A 21101-nucleotide genomic window follows, 5' to 3' on the forward strand; every position below is an offset into this window, starting at 1 on the left:
TTCCGCTGGAAAAGCGGGGCTCTTCTCGCCTATTCGCCCCCATGCCGCAATCGCAAAAATGCGCCATCACGCCCTTGCTTCGCGGTTTTGAGGAACTAGTGTGGCGTCGCACAAACATTGATGGATTCTTAAGCACCATCAAATAGTCAAAGGATTCATGTTTACCCTGTTTCATCATCCGTTCTGTCCGCATTCGCGCTTCATCCGCCTGATCGCGGGCGAATATGGGCTCGAACTGAAGCTGATCGAGGAGCGCAGCTGGGAACGCCGCGAGGCATTTCTGCTGCTCAATGCGGCCGGCACGACACCGGTTCTGGTCGACGACGAACAGCCGCCTGTCCCGGGCGGAGCCATCATCGCGGAGTATCTCGACGAGGCCTACGGCGCCGAGATGGGCGCCAAGCGACTGATGCCGGAGACGCTTGCCGAGCGCGTCGAGGTGCGCCGGCTGATGGCCTGGTTCAACGAGAAGTTCTTCGAGGAGGTCTCGCACCCGCTCGTCACCGAGCGCATCTACAAGCGCTTCATGAGCGAGGAGAATGGCGGCGGGCCGCCTTCGGCCGACGTGATGCGCGCGGCCAAGGCCAACGTGCGCTATCATCTCGCCTATATCGGCTGGCTGGCGCAGACGCGTAATTTCCTTGCCGGCGACCGGCCCACCTACGCGGATCTCGCCGCCGCGGCGCATCTCTCGGCGATCGACTATCTGGGCGACGTGCCATGGAGCGAGGACGACGCAGCAAAGGCGTGGTACGCGCGGGTGAAATCCCGCCCGTCGTTCCGCCCGCTCTTGAGCGAATGGCTGGCCGGCGTGCCGGCGTCGCGGACCTACGTGGACCTGGATTTCTGAAGACCGATCCGACTGAACTGAAGACGGCCCTGGCGCGCGAGGCGCGTGCGCTCGGCTTCGACTGCATCGGCATCACCGCGCCCGGCACGATCGACAAGGCCGGCGCACATTTCCTCGAATTCATCGCGTCGGGCGGCCACGGCGACATGGACTGGCTCGCCAACCAGCCGGAGCGGCGCGTCGATCCGCGCGGGCTGTGGCAGGACGTGCGCAGCGTCATCATGCTCGGCGTCAACTATGGTCCTGACCAGGATCCGCTCGCAATCCTCAAGCATCGCACGCGCGCGGCGATCTCGGTCTATGCACAGGGCGACGACTATCACGACCTCATCAAGAAGCGCCTGAAGGCGCTGGCGCGCTGGCTGGTCGCGACCGCGCCGTCGGACGTGAAAGTGTTCGTCGACACCGCGGCGGTGATGGAGAAGCCGCTTGCGCAAGCGGCGCATCTGGGCTGGCAGGGCAAGCACACCAACCTGGTCTCGCGTGAATTCGGCTCATGGCTGTTTCTCGGCGCGATCTACACCACGCTCGACCTGCCGCGCGACATGGCCGAGATCGATCATTGCGGCTCGTGCCGGGCCTGCCTCGACATCTGCCCGACCGCGGCCTTCCCCGCGCCCTACAGGCTCGATGCGCGGCGCTGCATCTCGTATCTCACCATCGAGAATAAGGGGCCGATCCCGCAGGAATTTCGCAAATCCATCGGCAACCGAATCTATGGCTGCGACGACTGCCTCGCAGCCTGTCCTTGGAACAAGTTTGCGCAGGAGGGCCGTGAGGCCAAGCTCGCCGCGCGCGAGGAGCTGCGTGCGCCTGATCTCGCCGAGCTTTCGCGGCTGGATGACGCGGCGTTTCGCGCGCTGTTCACGAAGTCGCCGGTGAAGCGGATTGGCCGCGACCGCTTCTTGCGGAACGTGCTGATTGCGATCGGCAACTCGGGTGATGCGGCGCTGGCGCAGGAGGCGCGGCGATTGCTCGAGGATGAAAGCGCACTTGTGCGTGGCGCTGCAGTGTGGGCGTTGAGCCAGTTGGTACCGAGCGATGAGTTTGCGGCGATGAAGCTGGCCGTGCTGAGCAGCGAGCACGACGATAGAGTTCGTGAAGAGTGGCACGCCGCCTCCTAGCTATCGGTGTCATTCCCCGCGAAAGCGGGGAATCCAGTACGCCGCGGCTTCTCGATCCATCACTGCCGTCTCGGCGTACTGGATCGCCCGGTCAAGTGTTTAGACCGGGCGATGACAGCGTTTGTGTGGCTACACGCGCGCATCTCACCACCCTTGATTTCCTCATCCATTCCCGCAAAGTCGCGCATCATGACAACAAACATGCCTTTCTTCACCCGCGACGGCGACACATTCCATCCGACGGAAGTCGCCAACGGCCCGTGGGATCCGAAATCGCTGCACGGACGCGTCATCGTCGGCCTGCTCGGCTTCGCCATCGAGGAGCGCCACTCCGGTCCTGAATTCGTGCCGGCACGGTTGACCGTCGACATGTTTCGGCTGCCGACCATCGACAAGGCGATTCAGGTGACGACGCGCCTGGTGCGCGACGGCCTGCGCATCCGCGTGGTGCAGGCGGAGCTCTTCTCCGGCGGCATCAGCATGGCGCGCGCCTCGTGCCAGCTGCTGCGCAAGACGCAAAACCCTGATGGCAACGTCTGGTCGCCGCCGAACTGGGACGTGCCGAGGCCCTCAGACATTCCAAAGCCCACCGATCCCCGGCTCGGCATGAACGGCAAATGGACCACGCGCCCCATTGTCGGCCATATGGGTTCGCTCGGCCCGCGCCGGCTGTGGATGAGCGAGGTGCGCGAGCTTGTTGCCGATGTGCCGATGACGCCGTTCGTCCATGTCGCTGTGGGCGCCGACTTCGCCAGCCCGTTTGCAAATGCCGGCGACAAGGGACTCGCCTACATCAACAGCGACGTGACGATTTATCTGCACCGTCTGCCGGTGACGAACTGGATCGGCTTCGATGTGGTGAACCACCAGGCCGCCGACGGCGTCGCGATTGGTGAATGCTGGCTCTACGACGAGCAGGGCCCGATCGGCACCGCGACGGTCGCCGCACTGGCACAGCGCAAGCCGATGGCGAATCCGTCGAAGCGGTAGTTCGCCTTCGTCACAAGATCTCCGCCACCGCGGCAAGAATGCGCGCGATGTCTTGCGGCCGGGACAGACGGTGATCGCCGTCCTGGATCAGGGTGAGCACAACATCGTCGGCCGGCAACCGATGCGTCAGCGCGAAGGCGTGCTGCCACGGCACATCAGGATCCTGCGCGCCTTGCAGGATGCGGACGGGACAGCCGAGATCGATGGCGCTGCCGAGCACGAGATGGTTGCGTCCCTCCTCGATCAGCCGGCGCGTGATCGGATAGGGCGTGCCGTCGCCATATTCGGATGGCCTGAGCCAAAAGCCCTTGGTCTCGATCTCCTTCTTCACGTCGGGCGAGAATTTCTTCCACATCAGCTCTTCCGTGAAATCGGGCGCGGGCGCGATCAGCACCAGGCCCGCCAATGAGGCTTTGCCCGCACGCTTCCTGATCTCGCGCGCGAGCAGCAGCGCCATCCAGCCGCCCATGGAGGAGCCGATCAGGATTTGCGGACCGGTGCAGAACCGCTCGAACACCGCGACGCTGTCCTCGAGCCAGCTCCCGATGGTTCCGTCGGCGAAATCGCCGCCGGATTCGCCATGACCGGAATAGTCGAACCTCACAGCGGCACGGCCGTGCTCTGCGGCCCAGCCATCCAGTGCCACCGCCTTGCCGCCCTGCATGTCCGACTTGAAGCCGCCGAGCCAGACGAGACCGGGTCCGTTTCCGGCGCGGCTGCGCACCGCGATCCTGCGCGCTGACGGACCCTCGCCAACATTGATGAAGTCGAGCGCGGCATCGGAAATAGCTGAGGTCATGGAACGTTTACTCTGGCTGTGGGGTTTGAGGTCTCGAGAAGCGTCCGGCGGGCAACCGTATCTTGGTATTGATCCTTTGGGACGCTTGCGGAACAGGGGCAAGGTGTCTATGTCGAGCACCGTGCCGATAGGCGTGGCCAAAATGCCTCGCATTTGAGGGTTTTTCGCTTCTCGCACGGGCGACTTGCTTGCCGGCATCAGTATCTTCCTTCAAAATAGCCGCTTCCTTTCACAGCTTTGGAGAACCACCCATTCGCCGTCCCAATAGAGCCCCGGCCCCTGCTGCCAAAGACGGGCCGCGCATCAATGATGATATTCGCAACGCGCAGATCCAGCTGATCGATCAGGCCGGTGACAACAAGGGCACCGTCGAGACGATGCTGGCCATCAAGATGGCCCAGGAAGCTGGCATGGATCTCGTCGAGATTTCGCCGAATACCAGCCCTCCCGTCTGCAAGATCATGGACTACGGGAAGTACAAGTATTCAGCGCAGAAGAAAGCCGCCGAAGCCCGCAAGCGACAGAAGACCGTCGAGATCAAAGAGATCAAGCTCCGCCCGATGATCGATGACCACGATTATGACGTGAAGATGCGCGCGATGCTGCGGTTCTTCGAAGAGGGCGACAAGGTCAAGATCACCCTGCGCTATCGCGGCCGCGAAATGGCGCACCAGGAGATCGGCACCAAGCTGCTGGACAAGATCAAGACCGACGTCGCCGAGCTCGCCAAGGTCGAGCAGGACGCCCGGTTCGAGGGCCGTCAGGTCGTCATGGTGCTGGCGCCGCGCTGAACTCAGCTTTTCAGGACCGAGAATTCAACGGCCCGTCCGGATTTCCGGCGGGCCGTTTTGTTTTCAGGTTCGTGTCGCCTGCCAGGTGCCGCTGCACTGGTCGCCTGAGATGACGCCCCTCCAGGAACCGGCCCCTGCTGCGCCACCGAGCCGGCCGCCGCCGCTGGCGTGGGAGGCGCCGACCGACACCTGGACGGCGACGGCGCCACTGCGATTGACGGTGCCGGACACCCGGCCGCCGCCGGCGGACGAGACCCGGCTGCCTGTGACGGTGAAGGGGACACTGTAGCCCGAGCTGCAGACGCCGCGTGTGGTGGCGAAGGTGACATTCCAGACGCCGTCATAGCCACCGATGCGAGCATCGGCGGTCGACGGGACAGCGGCCGCGGCGAGCGCGGCGAACAGCGCGAGATGACGCGGACGGGTCAAACCAGACGAAATCGATGGGAAAAAGTGGGCCATTTTGGTCCTGCTCCGGACGGGACGGCGTGAACATCGGGGTGGCAACCCCCAATAGTCGGCGAGCGGGTTCCGGCGGTTCATCGTTGCCTTCTGGCCCGTCCTCTGTCATAAGCCCAGCCTTCATCGCCCGGCTGATTTACGGGCTGCCGTGGCGGTGTCTCGTGCGGGTTTTGCGCTTATTCGCTAAAACCTGAGCACAATCAACGCTCTAACGAGCATTTTTGACGGCCATGCCGCCTTCGCGGGCGGAATTCTGTGGCCATGAGGAGAGCCAAATGCCCAAGCTGAAGACCAAATCGGGCGCTAAAAAGCGCTTCAAGGTGACTGCCACTGGCAAGGTGATGTTCGCCCATCGCGGCAAGCGTCACGGCATGATCAAGCGGACGAAGAAGCAGATCCGTCAGCTCCGCGGCACCAGCGTGCTGTTCAAGACCGACGGCGACAACGTCAAGAAGTACTTCTTGCCGAACGCCTGATCGCGTCCAAAGGACGTCGAAGATCATTGCCATCTCTGCCGCGCTCTTCGCGCGGCAATCCGAAACCTAAGTCATCTTTCGAAGGATACTCGTCATGTCTCGCGTCAAACGCGGTGTGACCGCCCACGCCAAGCACAAGAAAGTCTACAAGGCCGCCAAGGGCTTCTACGGCCGCCGCAAGAACACCATCCGCGCTGCCAAGCCGGCCGTGGAGAAGGCCCAGCAGTACGCCTTCCGTGACCGCAAGCGTAAGAAGCGCACCTTCCGTGCGCTCTGGATCCAGCGTCTCAATGCGGCGGTGCGTCCGTTCGGCCTGACCTACAGCCGATTTATCGACGGTCTCGCCAAGTCGGGCATCACCGTGGACCGCAAGGTGCTGTCGGATCTCGCGATCCACGAGCCCGCGTCGTTCCAGGCGATTGCCGAGAAGGCCAAGGCCGCGCTCGCCGCCTGAGGCTTGCGCTAGCGGGCCGTCTGGCCCGCAGCCTTCAGCGCGCGCTCAGAGTAACGCTGGGCGACCTCCGCCCGGCAGAATGCCGTAAACGAGACATACATGGTGCCGGACTTGTTCCGGTACTTGATATCACATGCGTGCATCTCGCGCTTGTAGGCTTGGTTCTGCGACGCGTTGAGGCCGGGCTTGAAGTCGGATTCGCATTTCTTTTCGACGGCAGCGCCGAGTTCGACATCGCCGCTCGCGGTCAGTTCGCAATCCCTGAAGACTTTCATCGCGCTTTCGCAGCCCTTCTGCGCGCTGATGGTGTCGGCAACCTCGTCCAGCGTCATGGATTTGTCCATGCAGACCATGGCACGCGCCGGGGTGCCGGCTACCGACAGAACCACGGCCACAGCGGCCAAACAGCATTTCGAAAGCATCGCACAGGTCTCCTCGTATCATGTCTTGGTGCCGGGTCCCCACGCGAGGTTCAATCCAGCCGTTCAGAGGCTCGAATGACCGGCTTTTTGCTTGACGTTACGCCCTTCCGGCGGCGACAACCCAGCCGAATTTGGAGCTAAGGATTTGACAGTGTCCGACCTCGCAACGCTCGAAACATCCATCCTCGACCAGATCGCCGCCGCAGGCGATGAAGCCGTGCTCGAAGCGGTGCGCGTCGCAGCGCTCGGCAAGAAGGGCTCGATCTCGGCGCTGCTCGCCACGCTCGGCAAGATGTCGCCGGACGAGCGCAAGACCCGGGGCGCGGCGATCAACCAGGCCAAGGACAAGGTCACCGAGGCGCTCGCTGCCCGGCGCGACGTGCTGAAGTCGGCTGCGCTCGATGCGCGGCTGGCATCCGAGACGGTCGACGTCACGCTCCCCTTGCGCGATGCGCAGGCCGAGGCCGGCCGCATCCATCCGCTCAGCCAGGTCTGGGACGAGCTGACCACGATCTTCGCCGACATGGGATTCTCGGTCGCCGAAGGTCCTGACATCGAGACCGACGACTACAACTTCACCAAGCTGAATTTCCCGGAAGGCCATCCCGCGCGCGAGATGCACGACACGTTCTTCTTCCATCCGAAGGAAGACGGCTCGCGCATGCTGCTGCGAACCCACACCTCGCCGGTGCAGGTGCGCACCATGCTGAGTCAGAAGCCGCCGATCCGCGTGATCTGCCCGGGCCGCACCTATCGCATCGATTCGGATGCGACCCACACGCCGCAATTCCACCAGGTCGAAGGCCTCGTCATCGACAAGCACTCGCATCTCGGCCACCTCAAATGGATCCTGCACGAGTTCTGCAAGGCGTTCTTCGAGGTCGACCACATCAACATGCGCTTCCGCCCCTCGTTCTTCCCGTTCACCGAGCCGTCGCTGGAAGTCGACATCCAGTGCCGCCGCGACAAGGGCGAGATCCGCTTCGGCGAGGGCGAGGATTGGCTGGAGATTCTCGGCTGCGGCATGGTGCATCCGAACGTGCTGCGCGCCTGCGGCATCGATCCCGACGAGTACCAGGGTTTTGCCTGGGGCATGGGCATCGACCGCATCGCCATGCTGAAATACGGCATCGCCGATCTGCGCCAGCTGTTCGACAGCGACGTCCGCTGGCTGAGCCATTACGGCTTCAAGCCGCTGGAGGTGCCGACGCTGGCGGGAGGGCTGAGCGCGTGATGGCGGTGATTGGCCATACGACGACTTCCTCCGTTCCCGCCGCGGAGACAGCCCTCTTCCTGACCCTCCCCCGCATGCGGGGAAGGGAATGGATGGAGCTTGCGCGTGGCTTCTATTTCGTGGGGACGTATTCTGTACCCACTCGACAGGTCGAACTCCCTCCCCCGCTTGCGGGGGAGGGTTGGGGAGAGGGTTTCTCCGCAATGGGGCTGCCAATGGTCGATCCCAAACATCCCGAATGGAAAGTGCCGGCCAAACTGCGCGAAAATGCCCGCGCACTCAGGCGCAACTCGACTGATGCAGAACGAATCCTCTGGTCGGAGCTGCGAGCCGGTCGATTGAACGGCGCGAGCTTCCGCCGCCAAGTGCCAATCGAGCACTACGTCGCCGATTTCATCTGCCATGCAGCCAAGCTCGTCATCGAGCTCGATGGCGGTCAACACTTTTCCGATGAAGGCGAGCGCGCCGACGCGCGCCGCTCTGCCGAGATCGAATCGAAGGGATTTCGTGTCCTCCGCTTCAGCAATCTCGACGTCATGACCAACCGCACGGGCGTTCTCGAAACAATCGCGGCTACCATCGTGGAGAGAGCCCCCACCCCAACCCTCCCCCGCAGGCGGGAGAGGGAGCAGACCGTCTCCGTGGAGAAAAAGCAGCCATGAAATTCACCCTCTCCTGGCTGAAGGATCATCTCGACACCGACGAGCCCCTGGAAAAGCTCGCCGACAAGCTCACCATGATCGGGCTCGAGGTCGAGAACATCGAGGACAAGGCGAAGGCGCTCAAGCCGTTCACCATCGCAAAGGTGATCTCGGCCGAGCAGCATCCGAACGCCGATCGCCTGCGCGTCTGCATGGTCGACACCGGCGACGGGGCTGCGCCGGTGCAGGTCGTGTGCGGCGCGCCGAATGCGCGCGCCGGCCTCGTCAGCGTGTTCTCGGCCCCCGGCACCTACATTCCCGGCAAGGACATCACGCTCGGCGTTGGCACCATCCGCGGCGTCGAGAGCCGCGGCATGCTGTGCTCGGCGGCCGAACTGCAGATCTCCAACGACCATGACGGCATCATGGAATTGCCGGCGGACGCGCCGATCGGCGCGGCTTACGCCGAATGGGCCGGGCTCGGCGATCCCGTGATCGAGATCAATCTGACGCCCAACCGGCAGGACTGCACCGGCGTGCACGGCATCGCGCGCGATCTTGCCGCTGCTGACATGGGCAAGTTCAGGGATCCCGGCATCAAGCAGATCAAGGGCGAATTCCCCTGCCCGGTGAAGGTCACGGTCGAGGACGCCGCGCTGTGTCCGGGCTTCGCGCTGCGCCTCGTGCGCGGCGTCAAGAACGGCCCGTCGCCGGAATGGCTGCAGAAGCGGCTGACCGCGATCGGCCTGCGTCCGATCAATGCGCTGGTCGACATCACCAACTTCATGACCTACGACCGCGCCCGCCCGCTGCACGTGTTCGACGCCAGGAAGGTGAAGGGCAATCTGGTCGTGCGCCGCGCACGCGAGGGCGAGAGCCTGCTTGCGCTCGACGGCCGCACCTACAATCTCGATCCCGCCATTTGCGTCATCGCCGATGAGCACGGTGTCGAATCGCTTGCCGGCATCATGGGTGGCGAGGCCTCCGGCTGCGACGAGACCACCACCGACGTGTTGATCGAGTCGGCGCTGTGGAACGAGATCAACATCGCCCAGACCGGCCGCAAGCTCGGCATCACCTCGGACGCGCGCTATCGTTTCGAGCGCGGCGTCGATCCGGCCTTCATGGTGCCGGGGCTGGAGCTCGCGACCAAGCTGGTGATGGAGATGTGCGGCGGCACGCCGTCGGAGAACGTCGTGGTCGGCAACGCGTTCGGCGACGACCGCCTGATCGAGTTCCCGGTGACCGAGGTGAAGCGTCTCTCCGGCATCGAGGTGCCGATGCCGGAGATGAAGCGCATCCTGACCCATCTCGGCTTCATGATGGCCGGTCCCGGCCCCGTCGTGAAGGTCGCGGTGCCGTCCTGGCGCTCCGACGTGCATGGCAAGGCCGACCTCGTCGAGGAGGTCGTGCGCATCTACGGCGTCGACAAGGTGCCGATGACGCCGTTCGAGCGCGGCGAGGACGCGCGCAAACCGGTGCTGACGCCGCTGCAGCTGCGCACCCGCCGCGCAAGGCGCGCACTCGCGAGCCGCGGCATGACGGAAGCTGTGACGTGGTCGTTCATCACCAAGCCTGCGGCACAATTGTTCGGCGGCGGCCAGCGCGAGCTCGAAGTCGCCAACCCGATCGCCGCTGACCTCTCCGACATGCGGCCGAGCCTGCTGCCGGGCCTGGTCGCGGCCGCCCAGGCCAACGCCGATCGCGGCTATGGCGACGTCGCGCTGTTCGAGGTCGGGCAGGTGTTCAAGGGCGATCGCCCGCAGGATCAGTTCATGGCCGCGAGCGGCGTGCGCCGCGGGCTTGCCTCGTCGGAAGGGCTGGGGCGGCACTGGTCGGGCTCGGCGCAGGCCGATGTGTTCGACGCCAAGGCCGACGCACTCGCGGTGCTGGCTGCCGCCGGCGCACCGATGCAGGCGCTGCAGATCGTCGCCGGCGGTCCCGCCTGGCTGCATCCGGGCCGCTCCGGCACGATCCAGATCGGCCCGCAGAACGTGCTCGGCACCTTCGGCGAAATGCATCCGCGCGCGCTGGAAGCGCTGGGCGCCGACGGCCCGCTTGTCGTGTTCGAAGTGACGCTCGACCGCATTCCCGAGGCGAAGAAGAAGCCGACCCGCGCCAAGCCGCTGATCGAGCTGTCGGCATTCCAGCCTGTCTCGCGCGACTTCGCCTTCATCGTCGATCGTGCCGTGAAGGCCGGAGACATCGTCCGTGCGGCGCAGGGCGTCGACAAGAAGCTGATCACCGGCGTCAACGTGTTCGACGTCTACGAGGGCAAGGGCATCGATGACGGCAAGAAGTCGGTCGCGGTCGCAGTCACGCTGCAGCCGCGCGAAAAGACGCTGACTGACCAGGAGATCGACGCCGTCGCCGCGAAGATCGTGGCGGAGGTCACGAAGAAGACCGGCGGCACGCTACGAGCATGATGCCGAATAACGCATGACTCTTGCGGATCTCCTGACAAAGGATATCAGCCTCACCATTGCGATGGCGCTCTGCGCCATCGCTTTCGTTTCCGGCACGGCGCGTGGCTTCTCCGGCTTCGGCGCGGCGCTGATCTTCATGCCGCTGGCGAGCAGCGTCGCGCCGCCGCGACTGGTTGCCGCGCTGCTCCTCGTCATCGATTTCGTGTCCGCCGCACCATTGCTGCCTGACGCGTGGCGCAAGGCGGATCGCAGAGCCACGGCGGTGATCGTGCTCGGCGCGCTGGTCGGCGTGCCTCTCGGCACCTATTTTCTCAGCGTGCTCGAGCCCGTCACCACGCGCTGGATCATCTCCGGCTTCGTCGCCGCCCTCCTGCTTCTGCTGCTGTCGGGCTGGCGCTATCGCGGCAAGGACCATGTCTGGCTCTCGGTCGGCATCGGCGGCCTCTCCGGCTTCTGCAGCGGCCTGGCGCAGACCGGCGGGCCGCCGATCGTCGGCTATTGGCTCGGCCGCCCCATCGCCCCGATCATCGCACGCGCCAATATCCTGCTGTTCTTCGGCGCCTCCGATTGCTTCTCGATGATCAGCTACGCCGCCACCGGCCTGATCTCGCGCGAATCGCTCGCGCTGTCGCTGATCGTTGGTCCGGTCTATGCGCTCGGCGTCGCCTTCGGCGCCTCGCTGTTCGGCCGCGCCAGCGAAACCGTCTTCCGCAGGATCTGCTTTGCGCTGATCGCAATCGCTGTGATCACCGGGCTGCCGGTGCTGGATGGGATCTTGCGTTAGCTCTCCAGTGTCGTCCTGGCGAAAGCCGGACCCATTACCCCGGTCAGCACTTATAGCTACGGCTGGTAACCACGTGTCTTCGCCGAACTACTCCATGGGGTAATGGGTCCTGGATCTGCGCTCCGCTTCGCTTGTCCAGGACGACGGCGGCCCTAATGCCGCGGCGCGCGACGGCGTTTCTTCGTCGATTGCGTCGGCACCTCGGCCGGCTCGTCCTTCAGCGCACCGATCTTGCGGAGCGCGGCATCGGCGGCGCGCTCGCCGCTGTCCCAGGCGCCGTCAACCGTGCCCCAGAGCGTCTCATGGGTGGCCTCGCCGGCGAGAAACATGTTGCCGATCGGCTCGGCCAGGACCCTGCGTGAGAGCTGGCCGCCGGGTGAGGCCGCCGACATCGCGCCCATCACATAGGGCGAGGCGTTCCAGCGCGTCGCGGCGATCTTCTTCACGGCGGCAGCCGCCTCGCTGCCGAACAGCTTGGTGATCCATTCCCTGGCGAAGGCGGCCATCGCCGTCTCGCCCTGCTCGGAGAGATCGCGCCCGAACGAGCCGCCGACGTCGATCGAGCACAGCGAGGAGCCGCCGATATTGGCCAGCATCAGCGCGGTGCGGGTCGAGTTGCTCTGCTCGATCAAAATGTCGTCGCGCGAGAGGCCGAGCGGATTTCCCGGCAGCTGCAGCACGATGTGATCGTAGCTGCCGAGCGTAAGCTTGGACGCCGCATCCCACGTGCGCTTGGGGATGTCGGGCGCAAACTTGATCGCGCCCGACAGGAGCACATTGGTCGAGACCGTGATGATGGCAGCGCGCGCGACGATCTTGCCGGCCTGCGTCTCCACGCTGACATCGCGATTGCTCCAGAGAATCCGGCTCGCCGGGGTCGCGAGCGCGACCGGCGCCTGCTCGCCGAGCCTTGCGATCAGGGTGCCCAGACCCTGGCGACAGGCGATCGGCGCATTGCGGTCCTGCGCGCGCGCCTTGTCGATCGCCGACAGTTCCTTCAGATCCTTGCCGGCAAAGCTCGCGCCGAGCACGAACTCGGCGGCGCCGGCCCAATCGCCGAGATCTTTCGGCAGGACCGACGCACAGGACGTATCGAGCTTGCCGCGCGCAGCCTCGTCGATGGCCCTGTTGGCGCGGACCAGCGCCGCCAGAAATTCCTCGGTCTCGCCCGCACGCGCATTGCGGCGACCGACGCGTATCTTCTGGCCCGACGGTGCCGGAGAGACATCGAGTCCGGCCCCCCGCGCCAGCCGGATCATCGGATTGATATCGGGATTGTGCATCCAGCGCGCGCCACGATCGAACGGCACATCGAAGGTGGAGGTATCAGTGATGCAGCGTCCGCCGACCTGCGAGGTTGCTTCCAGCACGATCACCCTGCGATTGGCCGCCATGATGCGCCGCGCCGCAGCGATGCCGGCCGCACCGGCACCAATCACGACAATGTCAGCCTCGCGCGGCAGCGGCGCGGCCGTTGCGCGCAGGACCGGCGCTGCAGCAAGGGCCGCCGACGCCGATAGGAAGCTGCGGCGCGTGATTGTCATGTCATGGTTTCCAGAAACTTGCGGCCAACGGGAACAGCCGGCGAACCTTGCCGCATCTGATGGTGCGCAGCAACCGTCATGGTGAATCAATCGTGCTTGAACTCATACAGCCATGAACCGAATTGCAACCGGTTTCGACCATGATAGAGATGGAAAAAAGACGGCCAGAAAGGCCCGGGGAGAGATCATGGGGACGGTCCTAGATTCAGTCGGCAAAGTAATTGCCGCGTACCTCTCGAAGGAGGTGCCGGGTTACGAGCCGTTCACGCCGAGCGACCCCGAACATTTGCGCGGCGTGATCCAGCCCGGCGACGTCATGCTGGTCGAGGGCAACAACCGCATCTCCGGCATCATCAAATATCTGACGCAGTCGACCTGGTCGCACGCCGCGCTTTATGTCGGCCCGGTCGAGGGCGCGGTCGAGCCGGACGGCGAGCCGCACGTGCTGATCGAGGCCAATATTGGCGAAGGCGTCACCTCCGCACCGCTGTCGAAATATTTCCCCTATCACACCCGCATCTGCCGGCCGGTCGGGCTGTCCTACGAGGACCGCATCACGGTCTGCCGCTATGCGATCAACCGCATCGGCTTCGGCTACGACACCAAGAACATCATCGATCTGATGCGCTTCCTGTTCCCGCTGCCGGTGCCGCAGCGCTGGCGACGGCGCATGATCGCGCTCGGCTCGGGCGATCCGACCAAGATCATCTGCTCGGCGCTGATCGCGCAAGCCTTCGACGCCGTGCGCTATCCGATCCTGCCGAAGATCACCAAGGCCGGCAGCCGCGCCGCGCGCCGCGAGATCCTGCACATCCGCGATTCCTCGCTCTACATGCCCCGCGACTTCGATATCTCGCCCTATTTCGAAGTGGTCAAACCCACCATCGTGCACGGCTTCGACTACACGGCCCTGCACTGGGCCGACAAGCAAAAGCCGCTCGAGGAGGTGGCGGGCTCATTCGGTGTGTTTCCAGAAACGTTCCGTGCGCCGCCGCTCGTTCCTGAAGCGATTGACGAAGAAGCGCAGGCTTCGGCTGAGCAAGTGATGCCGGCGACGACGGTCGATCGCGTCACCGCCTCCAAACTGTCCCGCTGCTGAAGAAGCTCGCGATGTACCGACCGCGGCGCAGACTAGCTCGCGAAAGAGCAGCATAGAGAGCTTTCCCCACAGCGTCATTGCGAGCGAAGCGAAGCAATCCAGACTGCCTCCGCGGAGCAACTCTGGATTGCTTCGTCGCTGCGCTCCTCGCAATGACTGCGGTGAAATCTACCGCTCCGCCCGCCCGATCACCGCCATCAGCTCCGCGATCTTCTCGCGCTGATCCGCCTTGTCGCCGCTCGCGATCGCGTGCTCGACGCAATGGGCGACGTGATCCTTCAGGATCTCTTCCTCGACCCGGCGCAGCGCAGCGCGCACCGCCGAGATCTGCGTCACGATGTCGATGCAGTAGCGGTCTTCCTCTACCATTTTCGACAAGCCGCGAACCTGGCCCTCGATCCGGCCGAGACGTTTTCCGACAGATGCCTTGATGTCCTTGCGCATGAGGTCTATATACCCCTACCGGGTATAGGTTGCAAGACCAGGCGCGGGATCGGAGCATGGCAATGAACAACAACGAACACGGGGCAATGAACAACAACGAACACGGGCATCACCCCGAAGCGGCAACCCAGGCCGGATGCGGCTGTTCCGCAGAAGCAGCGCCGCCGACCGCCAAGCCCGCGACCTCATCCTGCTGCGGTGGACACGGCGATCACGCCGGCCATGCCCATCATCACGCCCATGGCCACGGTGACGCCGCAACGAAGGTCAAGGACCCCGTCTGCGGCATGACGGTCGAACCGGCGACGTCAAAGCACCGCTTCGAGCACCACGGCGAGACCTTCCATTTCTGCTCGGCCGGATGCCGCACCAAATTCGTCGCCGATCCCGCAAAATACCTCACCAAGGGCAAGGCGACCGAGCCCGAGATGCCCGCGGGCACCATCTACACCTGCCCGATGCATCCGGAGATTCGCCAGGTCGGACCCGGCAGCTGCCCGATCTGCGGCATGGCGCTGGAGCCAGAGGTCGCGAGCCTGGAGACCGGACCGAATCCGGAGCTCGCCGACATGACGCGGCGCTTCTGGATCGGCGGCGCGCTGGCGCTGCCGCCCGTCGTGCTGGAGATGGGCGGCCATCTCGCCGGGCCGCACAACTTGATCGACCCCGTAATGTCGAACTGGATCCAGCTCGTGTTCGCCACGCCCGTCGTGCTGTGGGCCGGCTGGCCGTTCTTCGTCCGCGGCTGGCAGTCGCTGCTGACGCGCAACCTCAACATGTTCACGCTGATCGCGATGGGCACGGGCGTCGCCTATGTCTACAGCCTGATCGGCACCCTGGCGCCGCAGATTTTCCCCGCCACCTTCCGCGGCCATGAGGGCGCGGTCTCGGTCTATTTCGAGGCGGCCGCCGTGATCACGGTCCTGGTGCTGCTCGGCCAGGTGCTGGAACTGCGCGCACGCGATGCGACGTCAGGCGCGATCAAGGCGCTGTTGCAGCTCGCGCCGAAAACCGCGCGGCGCGTCGATGCTGACGGCAGCGAACACGAGGTCGAGATCGATACGCTTCATGCCGGCGATCGGTTGCGGGTTCGACCCGGCGAGAAGGTGCCGGTCGACGGCGTCATCATCGAGGGCCGCTCCTCGCTCGATGAATCGCTCGTGACAGGCGAATCCATGCCGGTGACAAAGGAAGTCGATGCAAAAGTCATCGCCGGTACGCTCAACCAGTCCGGCAGCTTCATCATGCGCGCCGACAAGGTCGGACGCGAGACGCTGCTGTCGCAGATCGTGCAGATGGTGGCGGATGCGCAGCGCTCGCGCGCGCCGATCCAGCGGCTGGCAGACCAGGTCGCCGGTTGGTTCGTGCCGACAGTGATCGTTGTCGCCATCGCGGCCTTCGCCGCATGGGCCTGGTTCGGGCCGGAGCCGCGGCTGGCCTTCGGCCTCGTCGCCGCCGTCAGCGTTCTGATCATCGCCTGCCCCTGCGCGCTGGGTCTGGCAACCCCGATGTCGATCATGGTTGGTGTCGGCCGCGGCGCGCAGGCCGGCGTGTTGATCAAGAACGCCGAGGCGCTGGAGCGGATGGAGAAGATCGACACGCTGGTGGTCGACAAGACCGGCACGCTGACCGAGGGCAAGCCCAAGGTGGTCGCGGTCGTGCCCGCACCCGGTTTTGTGGAAGGCGACATCCTGCGACTTGCGGCCAGCGTCGAGCGCGCCAGCGAGCATCCGCTCGCGGACGCCATCGTGCGCGCAGCGAAAGAGAAGCAGCTCGCCCTCGGCCAGGTCGAAGGGTTCGATTCGCCGACCGGCAAGGGCGCGACCGGCAAGGTCGATGGCAAGAGCATCGTGCTTGGCAACGCGAAGTATCTCACGTCGGTCGGCATCGACACCAAGCCGCTCGACGGCGAGGCCGAGCGCCTGCGCGGCGACGGCGCGACCGTCATCAACATGGCGGTCGACGGCCGGCTTGCCGGCCTGTTCGCGATCGCCGATCCGGTCAAGGCCTCGACCCCGGAGGCGCTGAAGGCGCTCGCCGCCGAAGGCATCAAGGTGATCATGCTGACCGGCGATAACAGCACCACGGCCGAAGCGGTGGCGCGCCGGCTCGGCATTGCCGATGTCGAGGCCGAAGTGCTGCCGGACCAGAAGAGCGCGGTGGTGGCAAAACTGCAGAAGGCCGGCCGCAGCGTCGCGATGGCCGGTGACGGCGTCAACGATGCCCCGGCGCTGGCCGCGGCGGAGGTCGGCATCGCCATGGGCACCGGCACTGACGTCGCGATGGAAAGCGCCGGCGTCACGCTTTTGAAGGGCGATCTCACCGGCATCGTGCGGGCGCGAAAGCTGTCGCAGGCCACAATGAGCAATATCAGGCAAAACCTGTTCTTCGCCTTCATCTACAACGCCGCCGGCATCCCGATCGCCGCCGGCATCCTCTATCCGGCCTTCGGCCTGCTGCTGTCGCCGATCATCGCGGCCGCGGCGATGGCGCTGTCCTCGGTGAGCGTGGTCGGCAATGCCCTGCGGCTGCGCGCGACGCGGCTGTGAGGGCGACGAAATCCGTGTAGAACAGGTCCATTCGGCCGCGTTCGCGGAGAGGGCCTGATGCAGCGGATTACGATCACGATCGAGGACGATCTTTTGGCGGAGATCGATGCGGCCGCCGAGGCGCGCGGCTACCAGAACCGCAGCGAGATCATCCGCGATCTCGCCCGTGCCGGGCTGCAGCAATCGAGCGAGGATACGGCACAGGCCGGCACCTGCGTCGCCGGCCTCGTCTATGTCTACGACCACGCCGCGCGCGACCTCTCAAAGCGGCTGGTGCAGGAATTCCACGGCCATCACGATCTCGCGCTGGCGACCCTGCATGTTCATCTCGACGACAACAATTGCATGGAGATGACCGCGCTGAGGGGCGACGCCGCCGAGCTCAGGCATTTTGCGGATCACATCATCGCCGAACGCGGCGTGCGTTACGGGCGCGTGGTGATGATTCCGACGGGAGAGAGCAAGACGAGGGTGCGGAAGCACGGACATCGGCATGAGTAGGCCGAAGCTCTCGTGCCCCGGACGCAGCGCAGCGCTTCTTCAGCGGTGCGCTGCAGAGCCGAGGCCCAGAAGCCGGAGCTAGATGGGGTCCCGGCTCTGCGTCGCGTCATTTTATGCCGCGCCGCGTCCGGGACACGAGAATTGGGCCTGAAGCTAGAAGGATCACGCCGCCCTCGCCGCACGTCCACCCGGCAAGCCCGCCCGCGCGAGGCCGCCGTAGAGCTGCTCGTTCGGCATCTCCTCCCGCAAAATGCTGCGCACCTCGATCAGCTTCTCGAGATCGATCCCGGTCGCAAAACCCTTGCTCTCGCACAGGAACACCAGATCCTCGAACACGACGTTGCCGGTCGCGCCGGGCGCGAAGGGGCAGCCGCCGAGGCCGCCGAGCGAGCCGTCGAGGATACGCACGCCTTCGTCCAGTGCCGCGGCGGCATTGGCGATGCCCATGCCGCGGGTGTCGTGGAGATGGATGCAGATCGGCTTTGTCCCTGCGAGCTTGACCGCGGCGCGCGACAAGTCGGCGACCTGCTTCGGCCCGGCATAGCCGACCGTGTCGGCGATCGCGACGAAATCGACGCCGGCCTCGAGGCATTTGTCGACGAGACGCAGCACCTCTTTCGGATCGACCGCGCCTGTGATCGAGCAGCCCAGCGCCATCGAGATCGCCGCGTTCACCAGCGGCTTGTGGCTGCTGGCATCGCGCAGCTCGCAAAGGCGCTTGATGTTGGCGATCGCGGATTCGCGCGAACGATGCGCATTGGCCTGGCTGTGCTCCTCCGTCGCCGACACCACCGAGGCGATCTCGCCGACGCCTGATTCCAGCGCCTCGTTCACTCCGCGCTCGTTGAGCGCGAGCGCGATGCCATGCGCGCCCGGCAGGCTCGCCACCGTCGCGATGACGTCGCGGACATCGACGAATTGCGGAAAGGTCTTGGCCGGCAGGAACGAGCCGACCTCGAAATGCCTGGCACCGGCGGCGTATTCCTCGCGCACCCAGCGCTGCTTCGCTTCGGTCGACGGAAATGTCTTCACGAGCTGGAGCCCGTCGCGCAAGCCGACTTCGCGCAAGACGACGCGGTCGGCGGGATAAGTGGTCTCGACCCGGCTCATGCGCGCCTCCCAGCGGCTTTTGACGTGACGTCATTGCTGTCGATCTCGGCGCGAACCGCCGACGTGTCGGCGCCGAGCGGCGAGACCTTCAGGCCTTCGCCGAGATGATCCCCGTTCCACTCGATCGGCAGCGTCGGCACATGGAATGGCTTGCCGTCGGCGGCGATGTTGGTGACGAGGCCACCCGGCCGCAGCACATGCGGATCGGTCAGGAGATCCTCGGGACGGTTGATCGGCGAAAAGCAGATGTTGAGCGCATCCAGCTTTTGCGACAGCTCCGCCACGTTCCACTGCCTGACGATCTCGGCCACGCGCGGAAGAATCCGCGGGCGCGCCAGGATGCGATCGGTCGTGGTGCGCAAGGTGGGATCATCCAGGAGCTCGCTCAGGCCGAACTCGCGGCAGAACGCCTGCCAGTGGCCCTCGGTCACGACGCCGATGAAAATACGGCCATCGCCGGCGGCGTCGAAAATGTCGTAGATCGGCCAGGCGTGTTCGCGCTCCGGCATCGAGCGCGGCTTGTTGCCGGTCATCTCGTATTCGACCATGTGCTGGGCGACCAGGAACAGGCAGTTCTCGAACAGGCCGACGCGGATATCGGCGCCGTCGCGCTTGCCACCGCGCTTCTGATAGAGTGCGGCGAGAATCGCGATCACGCCGAACATGCCGCCCATGATGTCATTGGCGGAGGAGCCGACGCGCTGCGGCTTCTCCTGGGTGCCGGTCATGGCGGCAAGCCCCGACATCATCTGCACGACTTCGTCGAGCGCGGGACGATGCTCGTAGGGGCCGGACAGAAAGCCCTTGTGGCCGGCGACGATCAGATGCGGATGCCGGCGGCGCAATTCCTCGGCGCCAAGCCCCTGCTTTTCGAGCAGGCCGTCGCGAAAGTTCTCGAGGAACACATCGGCTGTCTCCAGCAGCCGATGCATGATGTCGCGATCATCAGGCTTCTCGAAGTCCAGCACCACGCTGCGCTTGCCGCGGTTGAACAGCGGGAAGAACGCCGTGCCCATTCCGCCGAGGGAACGGGTCTTGTCGCCGGCTGGCGGCTCCACCTTGATCACCTCGGCCCCGAGCTGCGCGAGGATCATGCCGCAGGTCGGGCCCATCACCATGTGGGTCATTTCGACGACCCGCACGCCTTCGAGCGGCAATCCGGTCTCAGCCATCCGTCACTCCCTGTCGTTCGGCGTCGAAGACTAGGTCTTCACAAGCGTTCTTAAAAATATAATCTATCGAAGAATGCCTTCGCTCTTATAGAACGCTTCACCGCCAATGCTGATCTGACATGGATTCGCGCCAGCTCCGCTATTTCATCGCCGTTTACGAGCAGCGGAACCTGTCGCGCGCCGCCGACCAGGTGAATGTCGCCCAGTCCGCGCTCAGCCATCATATCTCGAACCTGGAAGCCGAGTTCGCCACGCCCTTGTTCGAGCGCAAGTCGCGCGGCATGGACCCCACCGCGGCCGGCGAGCGGCTCTACGAGCACGCTCGTATCATCCTGCGCGCGATGGCGGAGGCCGAGACTGAGGTGCGCGAGGGTGCGCGCGTCATTGCCGGCGAGATCTCGATCGGCATGGCCAATTCCGGCGTCAAGGCGATCGGCGTCGAGCTGATGCGCACGGTGCTGACGAAATATCCCAAGCTCAAGCTGTCGCTCACCGAGAGCCTGTCGGGCGCGACGCTGATGCATCTGATGATCTCCAATGTCGACCTCGCGCTGGTCTACAATCCGCCGTCGGAAAAGGAGCTGATCACCGAGGCCGTGCTCGAAGAGGAGATGTTCCTGGTCGGCATTCCAAAGCTGGTCGGCAAGGGCAAGACGCCGATCCGGTTCGAGGAGCTGAGCCGGCTGCCGCTGATTCTGCTGCGCTATGGCCTCGGCCTGTCCTCCCGTGCGCTGCTCGACGATCCCGTCCTGCTCAAGCGGCTGGAGGGCGGCGCGATCCTGCACGCCAACTCGATCACGGGCATGACCGGCGCGCTGGTGGAAGGGCTCGGCTGCACAATCGCCACCAAACTGTTCGCACGCGAGGAGCTGGCGGCCGGTCGCCTGATCGCGCGCAAGGTGGTCGAGCCGAAATTGACCCGCACGCTCTACCTCTGCCGCCTGCGCAACCGCCCGATGACCTACGCGATGGAAGAGATGCGCCGGTTGATGCTGTCGCTGATCGCCGAGCAGGTGCGCGAGGGTGCCTGGCAGGCGGAGCTGGTGGGGCAGGAGCGGTCTCCGCGGGGACGATGAGAGTCGACTCCCGCGCCCTCTCCTCGTCATTGCGAGCGCAGCGAAGCAATCCAGAGTCTTTCCGCGGAGGGATTCTGGATTGCTTCGCTGCGCTCGCAATGACGCGCGGATAGACTTTCCCGTTACAAGCAGGCGGTCGGGATTCGCGGAGAC

21 protein-coding genes are annotated in these 21101 nt (G+C 64.9%); 14 read left to right on the top strand and 7 right to left on the bottom strand.

Annotated features, from left to right (window positions below; all coding sequences use genetic code 11):
- Nucleotides 1–157 precede the first annotated feature (157 nt).
- The 3 genes from XH88_RS00660 (at nt 158) to XH88_RS00670 (ending at nt 2964) form a co-directional block, all read left to right on the top strand.
- Nucleotides 158–850, top strand: a complete 693-nt coding sequence (locus XH88_RS00660) for a glutathione S-transferase family protein (protein ID WP_271613500.1) — start codon at nt 158–160, stop codon at nt 848–850.
- Nucleotides 799–1974 carry a tRNA epoxyqueuosine(34) reductase QueG gene (gene queG, locus XH88_RS00665; protein WP_271613501.1) on the top strand — a complete coding sequence of 392 codons (1176 nt, stop codon included), beginning with the start codon at nt 799–801 and terminating at the stop codon, nt 1972–1974. The genes XH88_RS00660 and queG overlap by 52 nt, the downstream gene beginning before the upstream one ends.
- A 201-nt stretch (nt 1975–2175) precedes the next feature.
- Nucleotides 2176–2964 (top strand): acyl-CoA thioesterase domain-containing protein, encoded by a 789-nt coding sequence (locus tag XH88_RS00670; RefSeq protein WP_271613502.1) that lies wholly within the window; start codon nt 2176–2178, stop codon nt 2962–2964.
- Nucleotides 2965–2974: 10 nt separating this feature from the next.
- Here XH88_RS00670 and XH88_RS00675 read toward each other — a convergent pair whose 3' ends face one another.
- The gene (locus tag XH88_RS00675) at nt 2975–3763 is read right to left on the bottom strand and encodes an alpha/beta hydrolase (protein ID WP_271613503.1); all 789 of its coding nucleotides are present in this window, start codon (nt 3761–3763) and stop codon (nt 2975–2977) included.
- A gap of 251 nt (nt 3764–4014) precedes the next feature.
- Between XH88_RS00675 and infC the strand changes: the two genes are divergently transcribed.
- On the top strand, nt 4015–4554 hold the full coding sequence (infC, locus tag XH88_RS00680; RefSeq protein ID WP_271613621.1) for a translation initiation factor IF-3: 540 nt from the start codon (nt 4015–4017) through the stop codon (nt 4552–4554).
- A 63-nt stretch (nt 4555–4617) separates the two neighbouring features.
- On the opposite strand, the gene XH88_RS00685 is transcribed toward infC, so the two are convergent.
- A complete protein-coding gene (locus tag XH88_RS00685; RefSeq protein WP_271613504.1) occupies nt 4618–5016 on the bottom strand; it encodes a hypothetical protein in 399 nt (132 codons plus the stop codon).
- A gap of 275 nt (nt 5017–5291) precedes the next feature.
- Between XH88_RS00685 and rpmI the strand changes: the two genes are divergently transcribed.
- Both rpmI and rplT read left to right on the top strand, forming a co-directional pair.
- Nucleotides 5292–5492 carry a 50S ribosomal protein L35 gene (gene rpmI, locus XH88_RS00690; protein WP_027535561.1) on the top strand — a complete coding sequence of 67 codons (201 nt, stop codon included), beginning with the start codon at nt 5292–5294 and terminating at the stop codon, nt 5490–5492.
- Between the two features lie 94 nt (nt 5493–5586).
- A complete protein-coding gene (rplT, locus tag XH88_RS00695) occupies nt 5587–5946 on the top strand; it encodes a 50S ribosomal protein L20 (RefSeq protein ID WP_014490867.1) in 360 nt (119 codons plus the stop codon).
- Between the two features lie 8 nt (nt 5947–5954).
- Here rplT and XH88_RS00700 read toward each other — a convergent pair whose 3' ends face one another.
- Complete coding sequence (locus XH88_RS00700; RefSeq protein ID WP_271613505.1) at nt 5955–6368, bottom strand: hypothetical protein; 414 nt, start codon at nt 6366–6368, stop codon at nt 5955–5957.
- A gap of 151 nt (nt 6369–6519) precedes the next feature.
- Between XH88_RS00700 and pheS the strand changes: the two genes are divergently transcribed.
- From pheS to XH88_RS00720, 4 genes are all read left to right on the top strand, one after another.
- Nucleotides 6520–7602 carry a phenylalanine--tRNA ligase subunit alpha gene (gene pheS, locus XH88_RS00705; RefSeq protein WP_271613506.1) on the top strand — a complete coding sequence of 361 codons (1083 nt, stop codon included), beginning with the start codon at nt 6520–6522 and terminating at the stop codon, nt 7600–7602.
- 215 nt (nt 7603–7817) lie between these two features.
- Complete coding sequence (locus XH88_RS00710; RefSeq protein WP_271613507.1) at nt 7818–8264, top strand: endonuclease domain-containing protein; 447 nt, start codon at nt 7818–7820, stop codon at nt 8262–8264.
- On the top strand, nt 8261–10669 hold the full coding sequence (gene pheT, locus XH88_RS00715) for a phenylalanine--tRNA ligase subunit beta (RefSeq protein ID WP_271613508.1): 2409 nt from the start codon (nt 8261–8263) through the stop codon (nt 10667–10669). Before XH88_RS00710 ends, pheT begins: the two co-directional genes overlap by 4 nt.
- A gap of 13 nt (nt 10670–10682) precedes the next feature.
- Nucleotides 10683–11453 carry a sulfite exporter TauE/SafE family protein gene (locus XH88_RS00720; RefSeq protein ID WP_271613509.1) on the top strand — a complete coding sequence of 257 codons (771 nt, stop codon included), beginning with the start codon at nt 10683–10685 and terminating at the stop codon, nt 11451–11453.
- 152 nt (nt 11454–11605) lie between these two features.
- Here the strand turns inward: XH88_RS00720 and XH88_RS00725 are convergent, their stop codons facing one another.
- Complete coding sequence (locus tag XH88_RS00725) at nt 11606–12997, bottom strand: flavin monoamine oxidase family protein (RefSeq protein ID WP_271613510.1); 1392 nt, start codon at nt 12995–12997, stop codon at nt 11606–11608.
- 187 nt (nt 12998–13184) lie between these two features.
- Here XH88_RS00725 and XH88_RS00730 point away from each other — a divergent pair, with 187 nt between their 5' ends.
- Nucleotides 13185–14096 carry a YiiX/YebB-like N1pC/P60 family cysteine hydrolase gene (locus tag XH88_RS00730; RefSeq protein WP_271613511.1) on the top strand — a complete coding sequence of 304 codons (912 nt, stop codon included), beginning with the start codon at nt 13185–13187 and terminating at the stop codon, nt 14094–14096.
- A 168-nt stretch (nt 14097–14264) separates the two neighbouring features.
- Here XH88_RS00730 and XH88_RS00735 read toward each other — a convergent pair whose 3' ends face one another.
- On the bottom strand, nt 14265–14540 hold the full coding sequence (locus tag XH88_RS00735; RefSeq protein ID WP_024338640.1) for a metal-sensitive transcriptional regulator: 276 nt from the start codon (nt 14538–14540) through the stop codon (nt 14265–14267).
- Nucleotides 14541–14626: 86 nt separating this feature from the next.
- Here XH88_RS00735 and XH88_RS00740 point away from each other — a divergent pair, with 86 nt between their 5' ends.
- Entirely contained in the window at nt 14627–17089 is a 2463-nt protein-coding gene (locus tag XH88_RS00740; RefSeq protein WP_271613622.1) for a heavy metal translocating P-type ATPase, read from the top strand.
- 57 nt (nt 17090–17146) lie between these two features.
- Nucleotides 17147–17590 (top strand): nickel-responsive transcriptional regulator NikR, encoded by a 444-nt coding sequence (nikR, locus tag XH88_RS00745; protein WP_271613512.1) that lies wholly within the window; start codon nt 17147–17149, stop codon nt 17588–17590.
- 162 nt (nt 17591–17752) lie between these two features.
- On the opposite strand, the gene XH88_RS00750 is transcribed toward nikR, so the two are convergent.
- A complete protein-coding gene (locus tag XH88_RS00750) occupies nt 17753–18700 on the bottom strand; it encodes a hydroxymethylglutaryl-CoA lyase (RefSeq protein ID WP_271613513.1) in 948 nt (315 codons plus the stop codon).
- The gene (locus XH88_RS00755) at nt 18697–19872 is read right to left on the bottom strand and encodes a CoA transferase (RefSeq protein ID WP_271613514.1); all 1176 of its coding nucleotides are present in this window, start codon (nt 19870–19872) and stop codon (nt 18697–18699) included. The genes XH88_RS00750 and XH88_RS00755 overlap by 4 nt, the downstream gene beginning before the upstream one ends.
- A 119-nt stretch (nt 19873–19991) precedes the next feature.
- Between XH88_RS00755 and XH88_RS00760 the strand changes: the two genes are divergently transcribed.
- On the top strand, nt 19992–20948 hold the full coding sequence (locus XH88_RS00760; protein ID WP_271613515.1) for a LysR family transcriptional regulator: 957 nt from the start codon (nt 19992–19994) through the stop codon (nt 20946–20948).
- Nucleotides 20949–21101: the final 153 nt, after the last annotated feature.

Source organism: Bradyrhizobium sp. CCBAU 51627 (genome assembly GCF_028128765.1).
Classification (GTDB): Bacteria; Pseudomonadota; Alphaproteobacteria; order Rhizobiales; family Xanthobacteraceae; genus Bradyrhizobium.